17 protein-coding genes are annotated in these 14,516 nt (G+C 63.5%); 11 read left to right on the plus strand and 6 right to left on the minus strand.

Translation table 11 applies throughout. The features are described from left to right. Positions 1-32: 32 nt before the first annotated feature. Positions 33-1,991 carry an elongation factor G gene (locus IB263_RS09075; RefSeq protein ID WP_192438345.1) on the minus strand — a complete coding sequence of 653 codons (1,959 nt, stop codon included), beginning with the start codon at positions 1,989-1,991 and terminating at the stop codon, positions 33-35. Between the two features lie 353 nt (positions 1,992-2,344). Between IB263_RS09075 and IB263_RS09080 the strand changes: the two genes are divergently transcribed. Next, a complete protein-coding gene (locus IB263_RS09080; protein ID WP_192438347.1) occupies positions 2,345-3,025 on the plus strand; it encodes a glutathione S-transferase family protein in 681 nt (226 codons plus the stop codon). An 82-nt stretch (positions 3,026-3,107) separates the two neighbouring features. Here IB263_RS09080 and IB263_RS09085 read toward each other — a convergent pair whose 3' ends face one another. Then, on the minus strand, positions 3,108-3,353 hold the full coding sequence (locus IB263_RS09085; RefSeq protein ID WP_113294729.1) for a hypothetical protein: 246 nt from the start codon (positions 3,351-3,353) through the stop codon (positions 3,108-3,110). Between the two features lie 475 nt (positions 3,354-3,828). Further along, positions 3,829-4,806 carry a transporter gene (locus IB263_RS09090; RefSeq protein WP_034793194.1) on the minus strand — a complete coding sequence of 326 codons (978 nt, stop codon included), beginning with the start codon at positions 4,804-4,806 and terminating at the stop codon, positions 3,829-3,831. A gap of 239 nt (positions 4,807-5,045) precedes the next feature. Here IB263_RS09090 and IB263_RS09095 point away from each other — a divergent pair, with 239 nt between their 5' ends. Continuing rightward, positions 5,046-6,095, plus strand: a complete 1,050-nt coding sequence (locus tag IB263_RS09095) for an aldo/keto reductase (protein WP_192438349.1) — start codon at positions 5,046-5,048, stop codon at positions 6,093-6,095. Between the two features lie 200 nt (positions 6,096-6,295). After that, the gene (locus IB263_RS09100; protein WP_226020591.1) at positions 6,296-6,598 is read left to right on the plus strand and encodes a tol-pal system YbgF family protein; all 303 of its coding nucleotides are present in this window, start codon (positions 6,296-6,298) and stop codon (positions 6,596-6,598) included. 48 nt (positions 6,599-6,646) lie between these two features. On the opposite strand, the gene IB263_RS09105 is transcribed toward IB263_RS09100, so the two are convergent. Next, the gene (locus tag IB263_RS09105) at positions 6,647-7,270 is read right to left on the minus strand and encodes a hypothetical protein (RefSeq protein ID WP_060516083.1); all 624 of its coding nucleotides are present in this window, start codon (positions 7,268-7,270) and stop codon (positions 6,647-6,649) included. A 508-nt stretch (positions 7,271-7,778) separates the two neighbouring features. Here IB263_RS09105 and IB263_RS34045 point away from each other — a divergent pair. From IB263_RS34045 to IB263_RS09145, 8 genes are all read left to right on the plus strand, one after another. Further along, positions 7,779-8,171 (plus strand): antitoxin Xre-like helix-turn-helix domain-containing protein, encoded by a 393-nt coding sequence (locus IB263_RS34045; RefSeq protein WP_034793180.1) that lies wholly within the window; start codon positions 7,779-7,781, stop codon positions 8,169-8,171. After that, on the plus strand, positions 8,168-8,863 hold the full coding sequence (locus IB263_RS09115) for an RES family NAD+ phosphorylase (protein ID WP_192438352.1): 696 nt from the start codon (positions 8,168-8,170) through the stop codon (positions 8,861-8,863). Before IB263_RS34045 ends, IB263_RS09115 begins: the two co-directional genes overlap by 4 nt. A 430-nt stretch (positions 8,864-9,293) precedes the next feature. Then, positions 9,294-9,734 carry a GNAT family N-acetyltransferase gene (locus IB263_RS09120; protein WP_060516081.1) on the plus strand — a complete coding sequence of 147 codons (441 nt, stop codon included), beginning with the start codon at positions 9,294-9,296 and terminating at the stop codon, positions 9,732-9,734. A gap of 112 nt (positions 9,735-9,846) precedes the next feature. Next, positions 9,847-10,356: a GrpB family protein gene (locus IB263_RS09125; protein ID WP_089043558.1), complete on the plus strand. Its 510-nt coding sequence runs from the start codon at positions 9,847-9,849 to the stop codon at positions 10,354-10,356. Positions 10,357-10,428: 72 nt separating this feature from the next. Next, positions 10,429-10,830, plus strand: coding sequence for a GFA family protein (locus IB263_RS09130; protein WP_113553149.1), 402 nt, complete (start codon positions 10,429-10,431; stop codon positions 10,828-10,830). A gap of 104 nt (positions 10,831-10,934) precedes the next feature. Next, a complete protein-coding gene (locus IB263_RS09135) occupies positions 10,935-11,498 on the plus strand; it encodes a hypothetical protein (RefSeq protein ID WP_113553148.1) in 564 nt (187 codons plus the stop codon). Positions 11,499-11,576: 78 nt separating this feature from the next. Next, positions 11,577-11,912, plus strand: coding sequence for a hypothetical protein (locus IB263_RS09140; protein WP_060516077.1), 336 nt, complete (start codon positions 11,577-11,579; stop codon positions 11,910-11,912). 219 nt (positions 11,913-12,131) lie between these two features. Then, complete coding sequence (locus tag IB263_RS09145; protein WP_060516076.1) at positions 12,132-12,698, plus strand: hypothetical protein; 567 nt, start codon at positions 12,132-12,134, stop codon at positions 12,696-12,698. Between the two features lie 3 nt (positions 12,699-12,701). On the opposite strand, the gene IB263_RS09150 is transcribed toward IB263_RS09145, so the two are convergent. Beyond that, the gene (locus IB263_RS09150) at positions 12,702-13,472 is read right to left on the minus strand and encodes an adenylate/guanylate cyclase domain-containing protein (RefSeq protein ID WP_060516188.1); all 771 of its coding nucleotides are present in this window, start codon (positions 13,470-13,472) and stop codon (positions 12,702-12,704) included. Between the two features lie 116 nt (positions 13,473-13,588). Beyond that, positions 13,589-14,476 (minus strand): LysR family transcriptional regulator, encoded by an 888-nt coding sequence (locus tag IB263_RS09155; RefSeq protein ID WP_060516075.1) that lies wholly within the window; start codon positions 14,474-14,476, stop codon positions 13,589-13,591. Positions 14,477-14,516 lie beyond the last annotated feature (40 nt).

Here is a 14,516-nt window from a genome sequence, read left to right on the forward strand (position 1 = left end):
GCATCGCGCCAAGCCGCTGCTCTCATAGACGATCACCCCGCCTGCTGTGTCCCATGCGCGTGGATTACCGCATCCGCCTCCTTGCCGTAGAGCTCCTCGAAATGGTCGAAGCTCTTGGAGAAGTAGCCGATGCCTTGCGTCGCGGCCCTTAGCGTCCGGGCAAGATCGTCGAGCGCCGATCCCGGCACCAGGGCGCGAAAGATGTCCCAGCCCTTGGCGGTCTCGTCACGGTCGAAGCCGAGCACCTGGCCCTTGTAGGTGGAGACGATCGGCACCAGGCTGCCGGAATAGATCGAGGGGATGTGGATCTCGACGCGGATGACCGGCTGCATCAGAACGGCCGAGGCCTGCGACAGCGCCTGGCGCACGCCCATCTTGGCGGCCGCGCGGAAGGCGAAGTCGTTGCTGTCGACCGCATGGTGCTGACCGTCCGTCAGGGTCACGCCGACATCGATCACCTGAAAGCCGAGCGGCCCCTTCTCCATCGCTTCGCGGGCGCCGGCCTCGATCGCCGGGATGAAGTTGCGCGGCACCGCCCCGCCCTTCACCGTCTCGGCGAAAGAGAAGCCGGCGCCGCGCTCGTTCGGGTGCACGCTGAGCTTGACGTCGGCGAACTGCCCGGCACCGCCCGTCTGCTTGCGGTGGCGGTAGTGCACGTCGGAGGGTTTCAGCACGGTCTCGCGATAGGTTGGGCTCGGCGGCCGGTCGGTGACGCCGACATGGAAGACGTCGGCGAGCGTCTTGCAGAGGTCGCGCAGGTGCATCGGCCCCTGCACGCAGACGAGCTGCGCGCCGCTGCCTTCCTCCTGCATGACCGCGAGTGCGCGGTCGGTCTCGGCGAGCTTGGCAAGCGTGCCCGAGAGCTTGGTCTCGTCGCGCTCGCTGTCGGGCACCAATATGCGCACCAGCATCGGCGTCGGCGGCAGCGTCCAGTCCGGCGCCTCGGCGGTGCTGCTGGCGGCAAGCAGCGCCGGCACTGGCAGATGGTCGGCCTTGACAGCGGCAAAGATCGCGCCCGCCTCCGGCGTGGCGTTCGGCAGCGGCTTGCCGGTCGCCGGGTCCTGCAGCGAGCCGAGGCTGCCGCCGCCGAGCGTCGCGCCCTGCTTGATACCGGATGCCAGCGCCCTGACCAGCACTGTCTTGCCGACATTCGCCTTGTGATAGGCGTGGAAGCTGACGGCCGAAAGCGCCGTCTCGGCGATCGGTCCGGCCTCAGCCAGTCTCTTTCGAAGCGCGTCGACCTGAGGCGCCTCGTGGCGCAGCGCCTTCATCAGCCGCAGAATGCCGTTGGCGTGGCTTGCAGCGCCCACCAGCACCGGGATGATGCGGTTTTCCTTCAAGAGCCGCGTGGAGATCGCATAGATCGTGTCGTTGGCCGGCGCCCGGTCCTCGATCAGCTCTTCGAGCAGCCAGTCGTCGAATTCAGAGAAATGTTCGAGCAGCTCGGCCCGCGCCTCCTTTTCCCGATCCATCACCGTGTCGGGGATTTCGATCAGCGCCGAGGTCTGTCCCTCGCGGTAGCGCCAGGCGCGCTCGGAGATCAGGTCGCAGGTGCCGACGATCTTGTCGCCTTCGCGGATCGGCACCTGGCGCAGGAGCAGCATGTGGCCGGAATAGTCCTGAAGCGCGGCGATCACGTCGCGCAGCCGCCCCTGCGGCTCGTCCATGCGGTTGATGAAGAGAATGCAGGGCGTGCCCGACGCCTCGATTGCCTTCAGATAGGGCGCGGCCAGCACCGCCTCCTCCGGCACCGGCGAAACGCAGAGCACGCAGGCGTCGCTGGCGATCAGCGCGTGCTGGGCGTGTCCCAGCGCCTCGGTGCCGCCGGGTGCGTCGAGCGCACACCAGGCTTCGCCGCCAAATTCGAATTCCGTGAGGTTCAATCCGTAGGGTGAAGCAGCTTTTCTGGAGGCCCCCTCCAGACCGGCCAGCTTGTCTGCCAGCGTGGTCTTTCCGGTCTGCGAGGGCCCAAGTACCGTGAAGCAGCGCATCGGCAATCCTCCCCTGTCGCGATGACGACGGGCGCCGAGCGTTGCGACGCCCTTGTTCTATTAATTCTAGGGCAGCTTTTGCGCTTTCAATGGTAGCCGGGCACGATGGCGGCAAGTCTTTACGCGTGCGCGTCCTTTTCCGGCGCTAACCGCTTGGAATCGATCAGCATGGCGTCCCCAAAAAATCGGCGCGTATCCGGCGCGGCTGCCGCCGTTCTGCGCCACGGGCCCCGATCTTTTGGCCATGAACCCCGAAAACCGATTGCGAAACAGGACCGGTTTTGCGATAAGCGGGCACGTAAAGACCTGACGACCGATCCGCAAGCGTCCCTTCCGCACTGGAGAATACGCGCATGTCCCTCACGCTTTACCAGCATCCACTCGCTTCCTTCTGCCACAAGGTGCTCATCGCGCTTTACGAAAACGAGACCCCGTTCAAAAGCAGCCTGGTCGACCTGCTCGACCCGGAAGAAGCGGCCCGCTTCGCGGCGCTGTGGCCGGTCGGCAAGATGCCGGTCTTGACGGACAGCGCTCGCGACGTGGTGATGCCGGAGACGTCGATCATCATCGAATATCTCGACCGCCATTATCCGGGACGCCAGCGGCTGATCCCCGATGACCCCGATATGGCTCTGAAAGCCCGGCTCTGGGATCGCTTCTTCGACAACTACATCCACGTGCCGATGCAGAAGATCGTCACTGACACGCTGCGGGCGCCAGGTGAAAGCGACCACCGCGGCGTTGCCGATGCCCGCGCCGCGCTTGGCTTGGCCTATGGCATGGCCGACAAGCACTTCGCCACGCATGAATTTGCCGCGGGCGATGCCTTCAGCCTTGCCGATTGCGCCGCCACCCCGGCTCTCTTTTATGGCGGCATCGTCGAGCCCTTCGATGAGACCCATCCGCATCTGGCGGTCTATTTCGAACGGCTGCTCGAACGCGCGTCCGTCCGCCGGGTGCTCACGGAGGCCCGTCCGTATTTCCATATGTTCCCCTACCGGAACCTGATGCCGGAGCGGTTCTTCGAGATCTAGAGAATGTCGCGCAAAAGGGCGCAGCGGTTTGCGATAGACAACTCAATCTGAAAATCGCGATGTGCTTCAGGCGCCGCCGGCGTCAAGTGTCGGCGCGATGCCGCGTTGAACTACCCTGCTGCTCCAGCCACATGGCGTTTTCGAACAGCACGCGCTCGTCGGCAATGCCCCTGCGGAACTGGCCCGTGATGTGGCGGGCCAGCCGGTCGGCACGTTTGCCGTAGCGCGGGATGTCGCACCAGATGCAGACCCGGTCGAAGGTGCGTTGCAGCATATCAAGATCGTCGGGGCCGATCGGGCCGTCCGGTTCGCGTGCAAACTCCTGCATTGAAACCTCCTGGCTGCCAAGGGCCGGCGCGCCGCTATCCGCGTACGCCGCCAACCGCGGGTCGAAACCAATTGTGCCTTTCAGGGCGGACGCTCTTACGAATGCCCGCCGGCTGCGGCGGAAGTGACGCGTGGCACTTGCTTCCGCCCAATCGCCGTTGCATGGACACCCGATCTCGGCGAAGGCCTGATCGATCCGGTCCATTGCGTGCAGGAGAAGCGCCTGTGGCCTGGCCGTCCGAGGCATTCCGCGACCGCCCGTATCGGGACGAAAACGCGAACGATCTTACAGCCGCCGGAGCCGCATCCTGCCCAGCGAAGGCGGCAGTATGCGCCGATCGGGAGATAAAGCAACGTCGCCGCACGCGAACCCTGCCGCGATCGGTCGTTTCCAGACCGGCACGAAGGTCACGCGTCATCCATGCCTCCGCCGGTCGAAAACGGCACCGGCGGGGCATGCGAGGCTTGGCTCAAGCCTACTTCACCTGGGCCGGCGGCGTGCCGATCGGGAAGGCGATGGTGACGAAACCGGCCGTGCCTTCTGGCCGGTTCTTGGCGCCAAATTCCTGGAAGACCTTGAGCGTCAGCGATACCGGCGTCTCGGCCATCTTGAAATTGTAGCCCATGGTGCCGCCGATCGCGGCAATACGGCCCTTGAACGGGCCGAGCCTTGCGCCGGCGCCACTGTCGCCGGTCACCTGCTGGTAGAAGTAGCCTGCAACGCCGGCGGAGAACTCCTGGCCGAAGTGCTTGGTAACGGCCCATTCCGCGTGGAATTCCGTACCTGTGCGGTAGTCCGTCGCCGGGTTCTCGCCGTTGAAGGTGAAGCCCGCGGCGCCCGAGATGTCGAAGCCCGTTTCCGGATTGAACCAAGTGCCGGCGAGCGTGAAGTCGCCAGCCCAGCGGTTGAACGAGAGATTGGCGAGCTGCCCCTTCTGGTAGTCGCCGATCGGCACGTTGACCGAGGCGTTCGCCGTCCAGTGGAAATCGCCCTCGTGCCAGCCGAGAACCGCGCCCAACACGGGGTCGCCGATAGTGAAGATAGAATCGCTGACCGAGGCCGAGCGACCGGCCCTTGGCGCCGAAAGCGTAGCGTCGATATCCGGCCCCCCGAAGGGCACGATCGCGGTGAAGCCGAGATTGCCGCCGAGCACTTCTTCGGGCATCACCCAGAGGCCGGTGCCGAAGATGCCGATCAGCGTCGCATCGACCTCGCCGACGATCTCGCCACCGAGCGGAAGCTGCTTGTTGCCCTTGAGCTCGCCCACATAGAAGTAGGTGTCGTTCTGGAAATAGGTCCCGGGCGGCGCCAAAAGGCCGGCCATCGGGCCACGTGCGCCGAGCAGATAGAAGCCGGCACCGTTTTCGGCCGCATTCGCCGTCAAGGGCGCCGCAACGCAACACAGGCCCGCAACGGTTGCCGATGCGGACAACAGACGCTTTACAACGCTCATCGAGTGATTCCCCTTAATCTCTCGACGAAACGATAACATTTTGCCGTGTTCAAGCCAGCCCTAAGAAACCGGAGCTGCAACCACCGCAACATCCGATTGCAGAGTGTTGCAGGCCTACACACTGGGCCCGCGCCGCGGACGCGGCCTCTTTGAGCGCCACTTGACCGCCGCTGTCGCCTTCGGCTTTCATCCGGTGAAGCTTGCGTTCCCGTTTCCCCACCAGCAAAGGACCAGAGACCATGGAATACCGGCTGCTCGGCCGTTCCGGCCTGAAAATCTCTGTCATCACCATGGGCACAATGACGATCGGCGGCCGCGGCAAGTTCGCCGAGGTCGGCAATGTCGGGCTGAAGGAGGCGCGCCGCTATGTCGACCTCTGCCTCGATGCCGGCGTCAACCTGATCGACACGGCCGACATCTATTCGACCGGCCATTGCGAGGAGATCATCGGCGAGGTCCTCGGCGGTCAGCGCAAAGGCGGTGTGCTCGTCGCCACCAAGGCGCGCTTTTCGATGGGGCCGGGGCCGAACGACGGCGGGCTCTCGCGCCAGCACCTGATTGCCGCTTGCGAGGCGAGCCTGAAGCGACTGAACATCGACGTCATCGATCTCTACCAGGTGCATGAATGGGACGGCCTAACACCGCTCGAAGAAACGATGGAGGCGCTCGACAGCCTCGTTCGCAGCGGTAAGGTCCGCTATATCGGCTGCTCCAACTATTCCGGCTGGCACATCATGAAGGCGCTCGGCGTCAGCGCGCTCGAAGGCCGCCAGCGCTTCATCAGCCAGCAAATCCACTACACGCTCGAGGCCCGCGAGGCTGAATACGAGCTGATGCCGATCGCCATCGACCAGGGGCTCGGCGTGCTCGTCTGGAGCCCGCTTGCCGGCGGACTTCTCTCCGGCAAGCACCGGCGAAACGAGACACCGGAAGGCACCCGCCAGCTTGCCGGCTGGAAGGAGCCGCCGATCCGCGACGAGGAGCGGCTCTGGAAGATCGTCGACATGCTCGTTGCCATCGCCGCCGAGCGCGGCGTGTCGCCGGCGCAAGTTGCGCTCGCCTGGCTGATCGGCCGCAAGGGCGTCACATCAGTCATCATCGGCGGCCGCACTGAGGCGCAGTTCAGCGACAATCTCGCTGCCGCAAACCTGAAGCTCACCGATGAGGAGAAGGAACTGCTCGACGCCGTCAGCCTGCCGCCGGTGATCTACCCTTACTGGCATCAGCTCTGGACCGCCAAAGACCGGCTCGGCGAGGCCGACCTGTCGCTGCTCGGGCCGCATGTCTGACGCACGTGGGAACGGACCTGCGACCCGGGCCGAGTGTCCGGGCCGTCAGGATGAAACCAAGGCGTGTCCCTTGCGCGTTACGATAAGCTGAAAGCGCCCTAGGCCGTGTTGACAGAGTGGCTTCGCAAACCGGCTCGGGCATGTTTCAACACTGCTTTTTAGGAAAACCGCACCCAAGTTGCGTTGCTGGAGACAAAGTCGTGTATGACTTCAATCATTTAGAGCGCCGAGCAAAAGAATTGATCGCAAGCGGGAATGCAGCGGACGCCATCAAGATTTATCTTTTCATGGCAGATGGCGACCAGTCGCTGGATGCCGGATATCTCGGAGAGCGACTGGGGGAGTGCTATGAGAACCTTGGCGACCTGCACGCCGCAAAATATTGGTATGGAAGAGCGGTAGAAGAAAATCCCGACATCAGGCAGGCCTCTGTGGAAGCCCGTAAAAGGCTCCACCAAATCGGCATCGATCCTTTTCTGGGGGACGCAGAAAAGCAGTCGTAGCTCGCCAACCGCGCGACCACGGGCCGAAAACTACTTTGTCAACACGACCTATTTCGCAGCGAAGCAATAGAACAGCCCCTCGCCGCCGGTGCCCTTGAAGGCCTCGACGGTGCAGCCGCCCCGCGTCGCGTGTGAAGAGTTCCAGGATTTGGCCTCGGCGGAATCGTTCAATCCGGTGCGGTCGCTGTGGCCGACGATCGCCGCGCCGTCGGCGCCGCCCATCGTCCAGTTGCCGCAGGTGTCCGGTGCCGCCGTGCCATCGGCTTTCGAGCCCGTCAGAATGTCGTGGCGGTTGGGCGTATCGCCGCGCCCGTTGATCACCTCGCCCTTTTCATTGAGCGCCGTCTGCTTCGTCAGGTTGTTCTTGTCGCTGTGGAGCGATGCGACATCATCGGCGATCTTCTCGCCCTTGGCGTTGTACCAGGGGCCTGCGCCGATCCGGTCCTTGGCGTTCTCAGCGTCGGTGGAAAGATAGGCCTTCCAGCTCTTGCCCGTCGCCCCCGCTGCCTTGGCGAGCGTATCGCAATAGGCGTCCGCCCCGGTGAGGCCGCCCAGATCGCCGCCCTTTCCGGGGTTCACGCTGGTGACGAAGAAACTCATGCTGGTGTCCTGCGCATAGGCCGCGCCGGAACAGGCCAAGGCGAATGCGATTGCTGCTAATGCGCGCTTCATGGCTCTCTCTCCCATCAACTGTGCCGAAAAGCCTATCGGCCGCCGCCAACCGAGTAAAATCGAATTGCCGTGATGGAGACCGCGCCATCTCAACGGATGGCGACGCAACGCGCGCGGCGACCTCTGCGCCACGTCAGGTGAAGGGCGATCCAAGCGCCGAGAGCCTCGACAGGTTTGAGGATGGCCCTTTTGCAGCAGAAGCGCTGCCCCTCACCCCCTGCCGGGACCTTCTCCCCGTCACGACGGCGAGAAGGAGACGTGGTCACCCGCTCCCCCCTCACAGAAACCTGGCCTACCTTGGGTTTGTGAGATCAGCCGCCGAGTGACGGTGCCCCCGTCGTCCATGTCCCCTCTCCCCGCTGGCGGGCAGAGCGTTAGGGTGAGGGGCAGAGCCGGGCGCGTTCGCTCGGCAGTGCAAACAGGCATCAGCCGGCCACCCCTTGACTTTCCGCCCAACATCGCCATTTCATATCATATGATACACTCAGTCACCGCATAGGAGACATTTATGGCGCTGGCGCAACCGGCTTTCGCACCCGCCCGGCAGGAAGAAGCTGTGATCGTAAAGGCGGTGGTGAAAGCCTGCGACCTCTGGAATCTCACCAATAGGGAGGCGGCCCAGCTCTTCGACGTGCCGATCGCCACCTGGAACCGCATGAAGGCCGGCGACTTCAAGGGCAGGCTCGACCAGGACAAGCGCATGCGCGCGAGCCTGATCGTCGGCATCTTCAAGGGCCTGCGGCTGTTCTTCAACGGGCCGCTTACCTATCAATGGCCGAAGGCGGTCAACACCGGCCCGCTGTTTTCCGGCCGCTCGCCGGTCGACCTGATGATCGAGGGCGGCATTCCCGTGATGATGAAGGTCAGGCGCTATCTCGACGGGTTGCGCGGCGGCCTATGATCGCGCTGCCGGAAATCGACTTCAACGAGCCGGCAACCGTCCGGCTGATCTCGACCGCCTATATCGACGAGCCCGCGGTCAAGCCGCTCGCCGACGATGACGACGAGATCGAGATCCTCAACCGGCTGGAGGCGATGACCTCGGCGCGGCTGAGCCCGCTCGCTCTGCCCATCAGCGTCGATCCTGCCGAACTCCTGAACGAGACCTTCGGCTACGGCTGGTCGCTGATCAATGCCGCCTTCTGCCATGCCCGGCCTCCAGGCAACCGCTTCAACGGCGAGGAGCGCGGCGCCTGGTATTGTGCCTTCGGCCCGCGCGCACTCCAGACCTGCCAGGCGGAGATCGTCTATCACCGCACCCGGGCGCTTCGCGAGGCCGGCAGCTTTCATGACATCGGTCGCTACCGCGAACTGATCGCCGGCTTCACCTGCCGCTTCCATGACGTGCGCGGCGAAGTGGACGCCGCCTATCTCTCCCCCGACACCGCCGTGGCCTACCCCGCCGGCCAGGCGCTCGCCGCCACCATTCTTGCCGAAGGCGGCAACGGCCTGATCTATCCGTCGGCCCGTGATCCCGAGGGCACGTGCCTCGCCGTCTTCCGCCCCTCGGTCATCCAGAACGTCCGCCAGGGCCACACCATCACCTTTGAATGGACGGGCAAAGCAGAGCCACGCATCATCGAAGAAACCTGAGCGGCTGGCGCGAAGGCGTTTCTTTCTTGCCATCGCAATGTTGCGGTAATGCGCCCGTTGGAGAAGGGCTCGCTTTCCGGATTTCGGCGCCTCGAGCGGCCCGGCCGGTACGGCAGAAACTGAAAACGTATAAATCAGATTGTTATTGACGCTTTGCCAGGCTGGACGCGTGTCACCGTCCCTCCGGTTCCTTGCCCCCAACTCCCTCGCCCGCTGATCGGGAAAGGGAATGGCAGCGGCCCGGCTCCGCCTACCCTTCGGTTCCCCTGCCCGCCCCGCAGAGGGAACCGCTCGCGCCCAGGCGCAGGATGTGGACGCCGAGAGCGCTGCAAGGTCCCTTCTCCCCGCTCGCCCCGCGGGGAGAAGGTGACCGCAGACGGGATTAGACAGAGACTGCCGCCCAGGCCACAGCGTCGACCACGAGGACCGAATGACGATTACACTCCTGCCCGTCGATACCGTCGATGCCGACGTCATCCGAAGGCTCGACGTTCACGAAAACCAGATGGATTTCATCGCCAGCAACGACGAATCTCTCGAAGAACTCGGCGAACGCCCCGAATGCGTCGGTTTTGCCGTGATGGCCGAAGGCGCGCCGGTGGGTTTCGCCATGTATGCGCTCGACCCCGATGACGGCAACCACTGGATCTACCGGCTGATGATCGATGCCCGCCACCAGGGCAAGGGCTATGGCGCCAAGGCGCTCGCAGCCCTCCTGGACCACATGGCCAAGATCCCTGAATGCGGCGACATCTATCTCGGCGTCTACCCGGAAAACACCCGCGCCCACGCCCTCTACCACCGCTTCGGTTTCCGCGAGACCGGCATGGTCCTCGGCGATGAAAAGGTCATGCGGCTCGACCGCAACTAGGCGGTGGCACGATCCGACCAAACGACCTTCCTCCGTCCAGGCGGGGGAAGGTCCATGAATTCGTTCCGGGTGCTACCATGACACCACCGTCAAGAACCCGGAGCAAGCCGCCGTGCCGCTGACCAGCCAGATTTCAGTCTATGATCCGCGATGGCCCGATCTGTTTCTCTCCGAGCAGCAGCGCATCCGCAGCGTATTCGCAAATGCGCTCGTCACGATCCACCATGTCGGCAGCACCGCCGTCCCCGGTCTCGCCGCGAAGCCGGAAATCGACCTTCTGGTCGAGGTGTCCGAGCATCGCGACGTGGGCGATGTGACGGAGCGGATGAAATCGCTTGGATATGTTCGCGGCACGGACCTTTCGCAGGACCACCACTTCTATCGGCGCGACGTCAATGGCGTTCGAACCCACAAGGTCCATGTGTGCCGGTCAGGACATTGGCAGATTGCAAGAATGCTGCGGTTTCGCGATCTTCTGCGGCAGGATCCGGACCTCAGCGCCCGCTATCAGGCGCTGAAGCTGCACCTCGAAGCCACGAACCAGCATGGCATCGGCGAGTACCTCGCCTCGAAGGCTCCCTTCATCGACGCTGTCTTGGCGCACAAGCGCGAGCGAGATTGATATCCGGCCCCGATTGCGGACATCCCGCCATCGGGGCACTATGCCGCCTCGGTACAATAGCGGGAGCGGCTCATGCTTGACGGCTCATGTCACTGCGGCAATGCGAAGTGGACGCTCAAAGGCGACCCCGGACCGATCACCGCCTGCAACTGCACGCTCTGCCACCGCTACGGCACGCTCTGGGCCTATGACTACGAAGGCGAGCGCATCGCAGTCAGCGGCGAACTCAGCGCCTATACCCGCGCCGACGAGAAGGACCCGACGCTCGAAATCCTGTTCTGCCCCACCTGCGCCGGCGTTGTCGCCTGGCGCAGCCTGCACCTTGACGAACGTGGCCGCCGGCGCATCGCCGTCAATCTCAGGCTGGCGGCGCTGGACCGGGTCGCAAACCTTCCCATCGACCATTTCGATGGCCTGGTCACCTTCGAAGACCTACCATCCGACGGCCGCTGTGTGCGCGACCTTTGGGCGTAGGAGCTCGCACCACCACGAGATGGCAACCCCAAGGCAAGAAACAGTCTGGCGGCTCCAGCCTGCACAACGGCTGCAATCAAAGTAGATCGGTTCCAAGAAAGTAGATGAATATGCTCGAGCAAGCGAAGCCGTCACGGGGTTCCAAAATGTCGGGCTGCCTCTTCCTCTCCTTTGTCGGCGTTGCTGTCTCGCCGGTCTTGCCGGAACTGTTCGGACATCCCTACGTCCCCACAGCCAGTTGGATTGACTGGAGCGGGTCGGCGGCTATCGTGATCGGCATTCTCGCGGCAGTCTATTTCTTATGGTTGATCACGCTGGGGGCTGCGGGTCGCTTTCAGCGCCTGGGTGCAAAGACAGTTTTGCTCACTTTTGCCGCGCCATTTATTGGCTTCTGGCTCGGGTACAGGGTCGTGGTGCTCGGCGGACCGATGCTCGTTGCTCTCGCCATCGGCAGCGGTATCGAACACACCTTCACAGTCAAGTCGAGTGAATCGGACTTCAGATGCTCGAGCAGTATCACGGTCGCCGAACTCCCCGTGCTGGCTAACAGGTTCTGTGGTCTTGCTAAGGAATTGGCAGGCCCGCTCGGCCCTGGCTCGCGCGTTTCAATCACGGGGCGGGGCTGGCGATGGGGCGTGTTTGCGGGCAATGTCAGACGGATCGATTGAGCCTCGGCCGCCTTCATGAAAAATTGAAGCAATCAGGCGTTGATCCGCACGCCGCCGCCAGATGGAGAGAGAACGTCCATGCGACATTTGACTTACGCGACCGCGTCACTTCTCGCTCTCCTCAGCCTGTCGGCCTGCTCCCAGTCATCCTCGTCGTCGCCTCCACGTCCCTCGACATCGGAGGCGACCGCAGCGGCGCTTCGCGGCGGAAACCCGACCGACGAGCGCGCCTGCGAACAGGCCGTCGTCAAGCAGACCAACAACCCCGACATTGCGACGCTGAGCTCAGAGATGTCGCAGGCCAACACGCAAGTCATCATCGGCGTCGGCCCCGAGCGCGCCAAGTGGCGCTGCCTCGTCTCCCGCGGCAAGGTCGCCGAGGTGATGTCGTTGACCGACGAAGGTGCGATGTAGGTAGGCGATCCGTGGACGGAAGCCACATCGCGCCCGGCGGGCAGTTCGCCCTGCCTCGCTCGGTCGCGCTTCCCCGGATCGACAATAACCGAACGTTGCGACGATATTGATGCACAATCGAAAACAGCTTATGTCTTGAGATGCCGGATGGTGAGGGACGTCTTGGTCCGCAATCGCACGGTTGCCGCCCACCGACCTGCCCCATATCCGGAACATCCCATGGACGCACCTGAGCCTGCGAAAGAGCCACTCTTCACCAAGCTTCTGCGTTATGTCGTCGTAACCTGCTTCTTGCTCTTTGCACTCCCTATGCTTGGCGCGTTTGTCGGATACCTCTATATCCCCTCACCTGAATGGATGGAGTTGACCCGGACAGCCGCTCTGATCGGCGGCGCCTGTGGCTCCGCGCTGATCCTGTTGGCGGTCGCGACCAGCCCGGACTCCATGAATTATGCCTACGCCGATCCAAAGACAGCCTTGTTTGTCGCCATAGTGCCGTTCCTCGGCTTCGCGATGGGGTACATCATCGTAACGATGGGCGTTCCGATGGCCGGCGCATTGGTCGCGGGCAACCACGTCGAGCGCATCTACACCGTCGCCTCGATGGCCCGTTCCAAAAAATGCTGGAACTCCATCGAACTCATCGAGCCGCCGTTTCAGGCAGATCAACTCTGCGGGTACTCGTCCGAACTTCGAGACAGTCTTTGGCCCCGTGATCGGGTGGCGATCAGCGGACGCGGCTGGAAATGGGGCCTCATCGCCAGCGACGTCAGGAAGATCAAATGAGCCTCAGCTCTGCTTTGCGATGACCCGCGCCGCGACCGGCTGATCGATGCCCTTTAGCGTCAGCAGCCGCGTCGCCGCTCCTGACGCCAGCTCCCCGGCCTGGCCCGCCGTTTCGGTCGAGACGATAATCTCGCCCGCCTCGGCCTGGGATTCGAGCCTAGAGGCCAGGTTGACCGTGCCGCCGATCGCGGTGAAATCGCTGCGGAATGTCGAGAACTCGCCGATCTCGACCTCGCCCGAATGAATGCCGACGCCGACCCCGAGCGGCCGTTCGCCGAGGTCGTCGAGGTCGAGGCGGCCGAGTGCATCGGCGCAGAGACGCTGGATATCGCGTGCTGCCATGATCGCCGCTTGCGCATGGTCTTTCCGGATGATCGGAAAGTTGAAGATCGCCATCAGCCCGTCGCCCATCTGCTTGTTGACGATGCCGTCATGCGCCCAGATCGCCTGGGCGCAGCGATCCTGGAACAGGCTGACGATCTGGCTCAAGCGCACCCGCTCGATCCGCTCCGAAAGATGTGTGAACCCGCGGATGTCGGCAAACAGGATTGTGGCACTTGCCGCAACGTGACTCTGCTTCTTTACGTAACGGAAGGAGCGCTCGCAGATCGTACAGATGTTCGGGTTCATCTTGCTGCGGGTAATACCGAAGGCACGGAACGGCAGCGCCAAGGGCCCGCGGATCGGGATCGGCACATGCATCTGGTCCCAGCATCCCCGGCAGATGCGGGCATCATGGCTGGCGGCAGGCTGAATGGAAGAGGCGTCTGTCATGGTGCGCATCTGCTCCGGCTCGCATGACCCGATGGCGTCAGCGAAGCTTCGGACATTTGCAGCACTTTAGCAACGGCTGGATCGACGCCGGGGGAACGTTCCGTGCCGCCCGGCCGTCACGCGGCAAACAGGTTCTCCGCCATGAAATCGACGAAGGCACGCACCTTTGGCGAAAGATAGCGATTGGTCGGCCAAAGCACGCGGAACGTGCCGGTTTCGCGAAGGTAATCTTCCAGCAGCGAGACCAGCTTGCCTTCCGCCAGTTCAGGCGACACGGCAAAGGGCGGCAGGCAGGTGATGCCGAAGGAGCGCTCCGCAAGAAAGATCAAGGGGTCGAGCGTACTCGCCACCGTGGTCACAGGCAGGTCCAGCTTCACCTCACGCCCGTCACGAACGATCGGCCAGGGTTCAAGGCGGCCGGAATTGGCGTAGCGGTGATGAAGGCAGCGGTGCCCAAGCAGGTCCTCCGGCACCTCCGGCCGCCCATGAGCCGCGAGATATTCCGGCGAAGCGACGATCCGGTGCCGGAACGTCCCGAGCTTGCGGCTCATCAGGCGTGTATCCTTCACGTCGCCGGTGCGGATGACCGCATCGAAGCCCTCCTCGATCACATCGACCAGCCGATCGGTGAAATCGAGATCAAGATTGATCAGCGGATAGGCGCGCATGAAGTCCGATATGGTCGGCATCAGCAGCATGCCGGCGAGCGGCAGGCTGACGCGCAATTGCCCGCGCGGCGTCGCATGCGAGCGTGACAGTTGCGCCTGGGCCGTTTCGAATTCGGACTGGATGCGGCGGCAGGTGTCGAGAAAGAAGCTGCCGTCCTCGGTCAGCGCCATGCTTCTCGTCGACCGGTTGAAGAGGCGCACGCCCATCTCGTCTTCGAGCCGCGCGATCGCCTTGCCGACGGCCGAACCTGAAAGCCCTAGGCGATGCCCGGCGGCCACGAAGCTGCCCGCCTCTGCCACCTGAATGAAAATGCTGAGCGTTCCGAGCTTGTCCATCGCGCCCCGATTACGGAATTATTTTCCGAAGTGATGAGAA

It is taken from the genome of Ensifer sp. ENS03 (assembly GCF_014852035.1).
In the GTDB taxonomy this organism is placed as follows: domain Bacteria; phylum Pseudomonadota; class Alphaproteobacteria; order Rhizobiales; family Rhizobiaceae; genus Ensifer; species Ensifer adhaerens.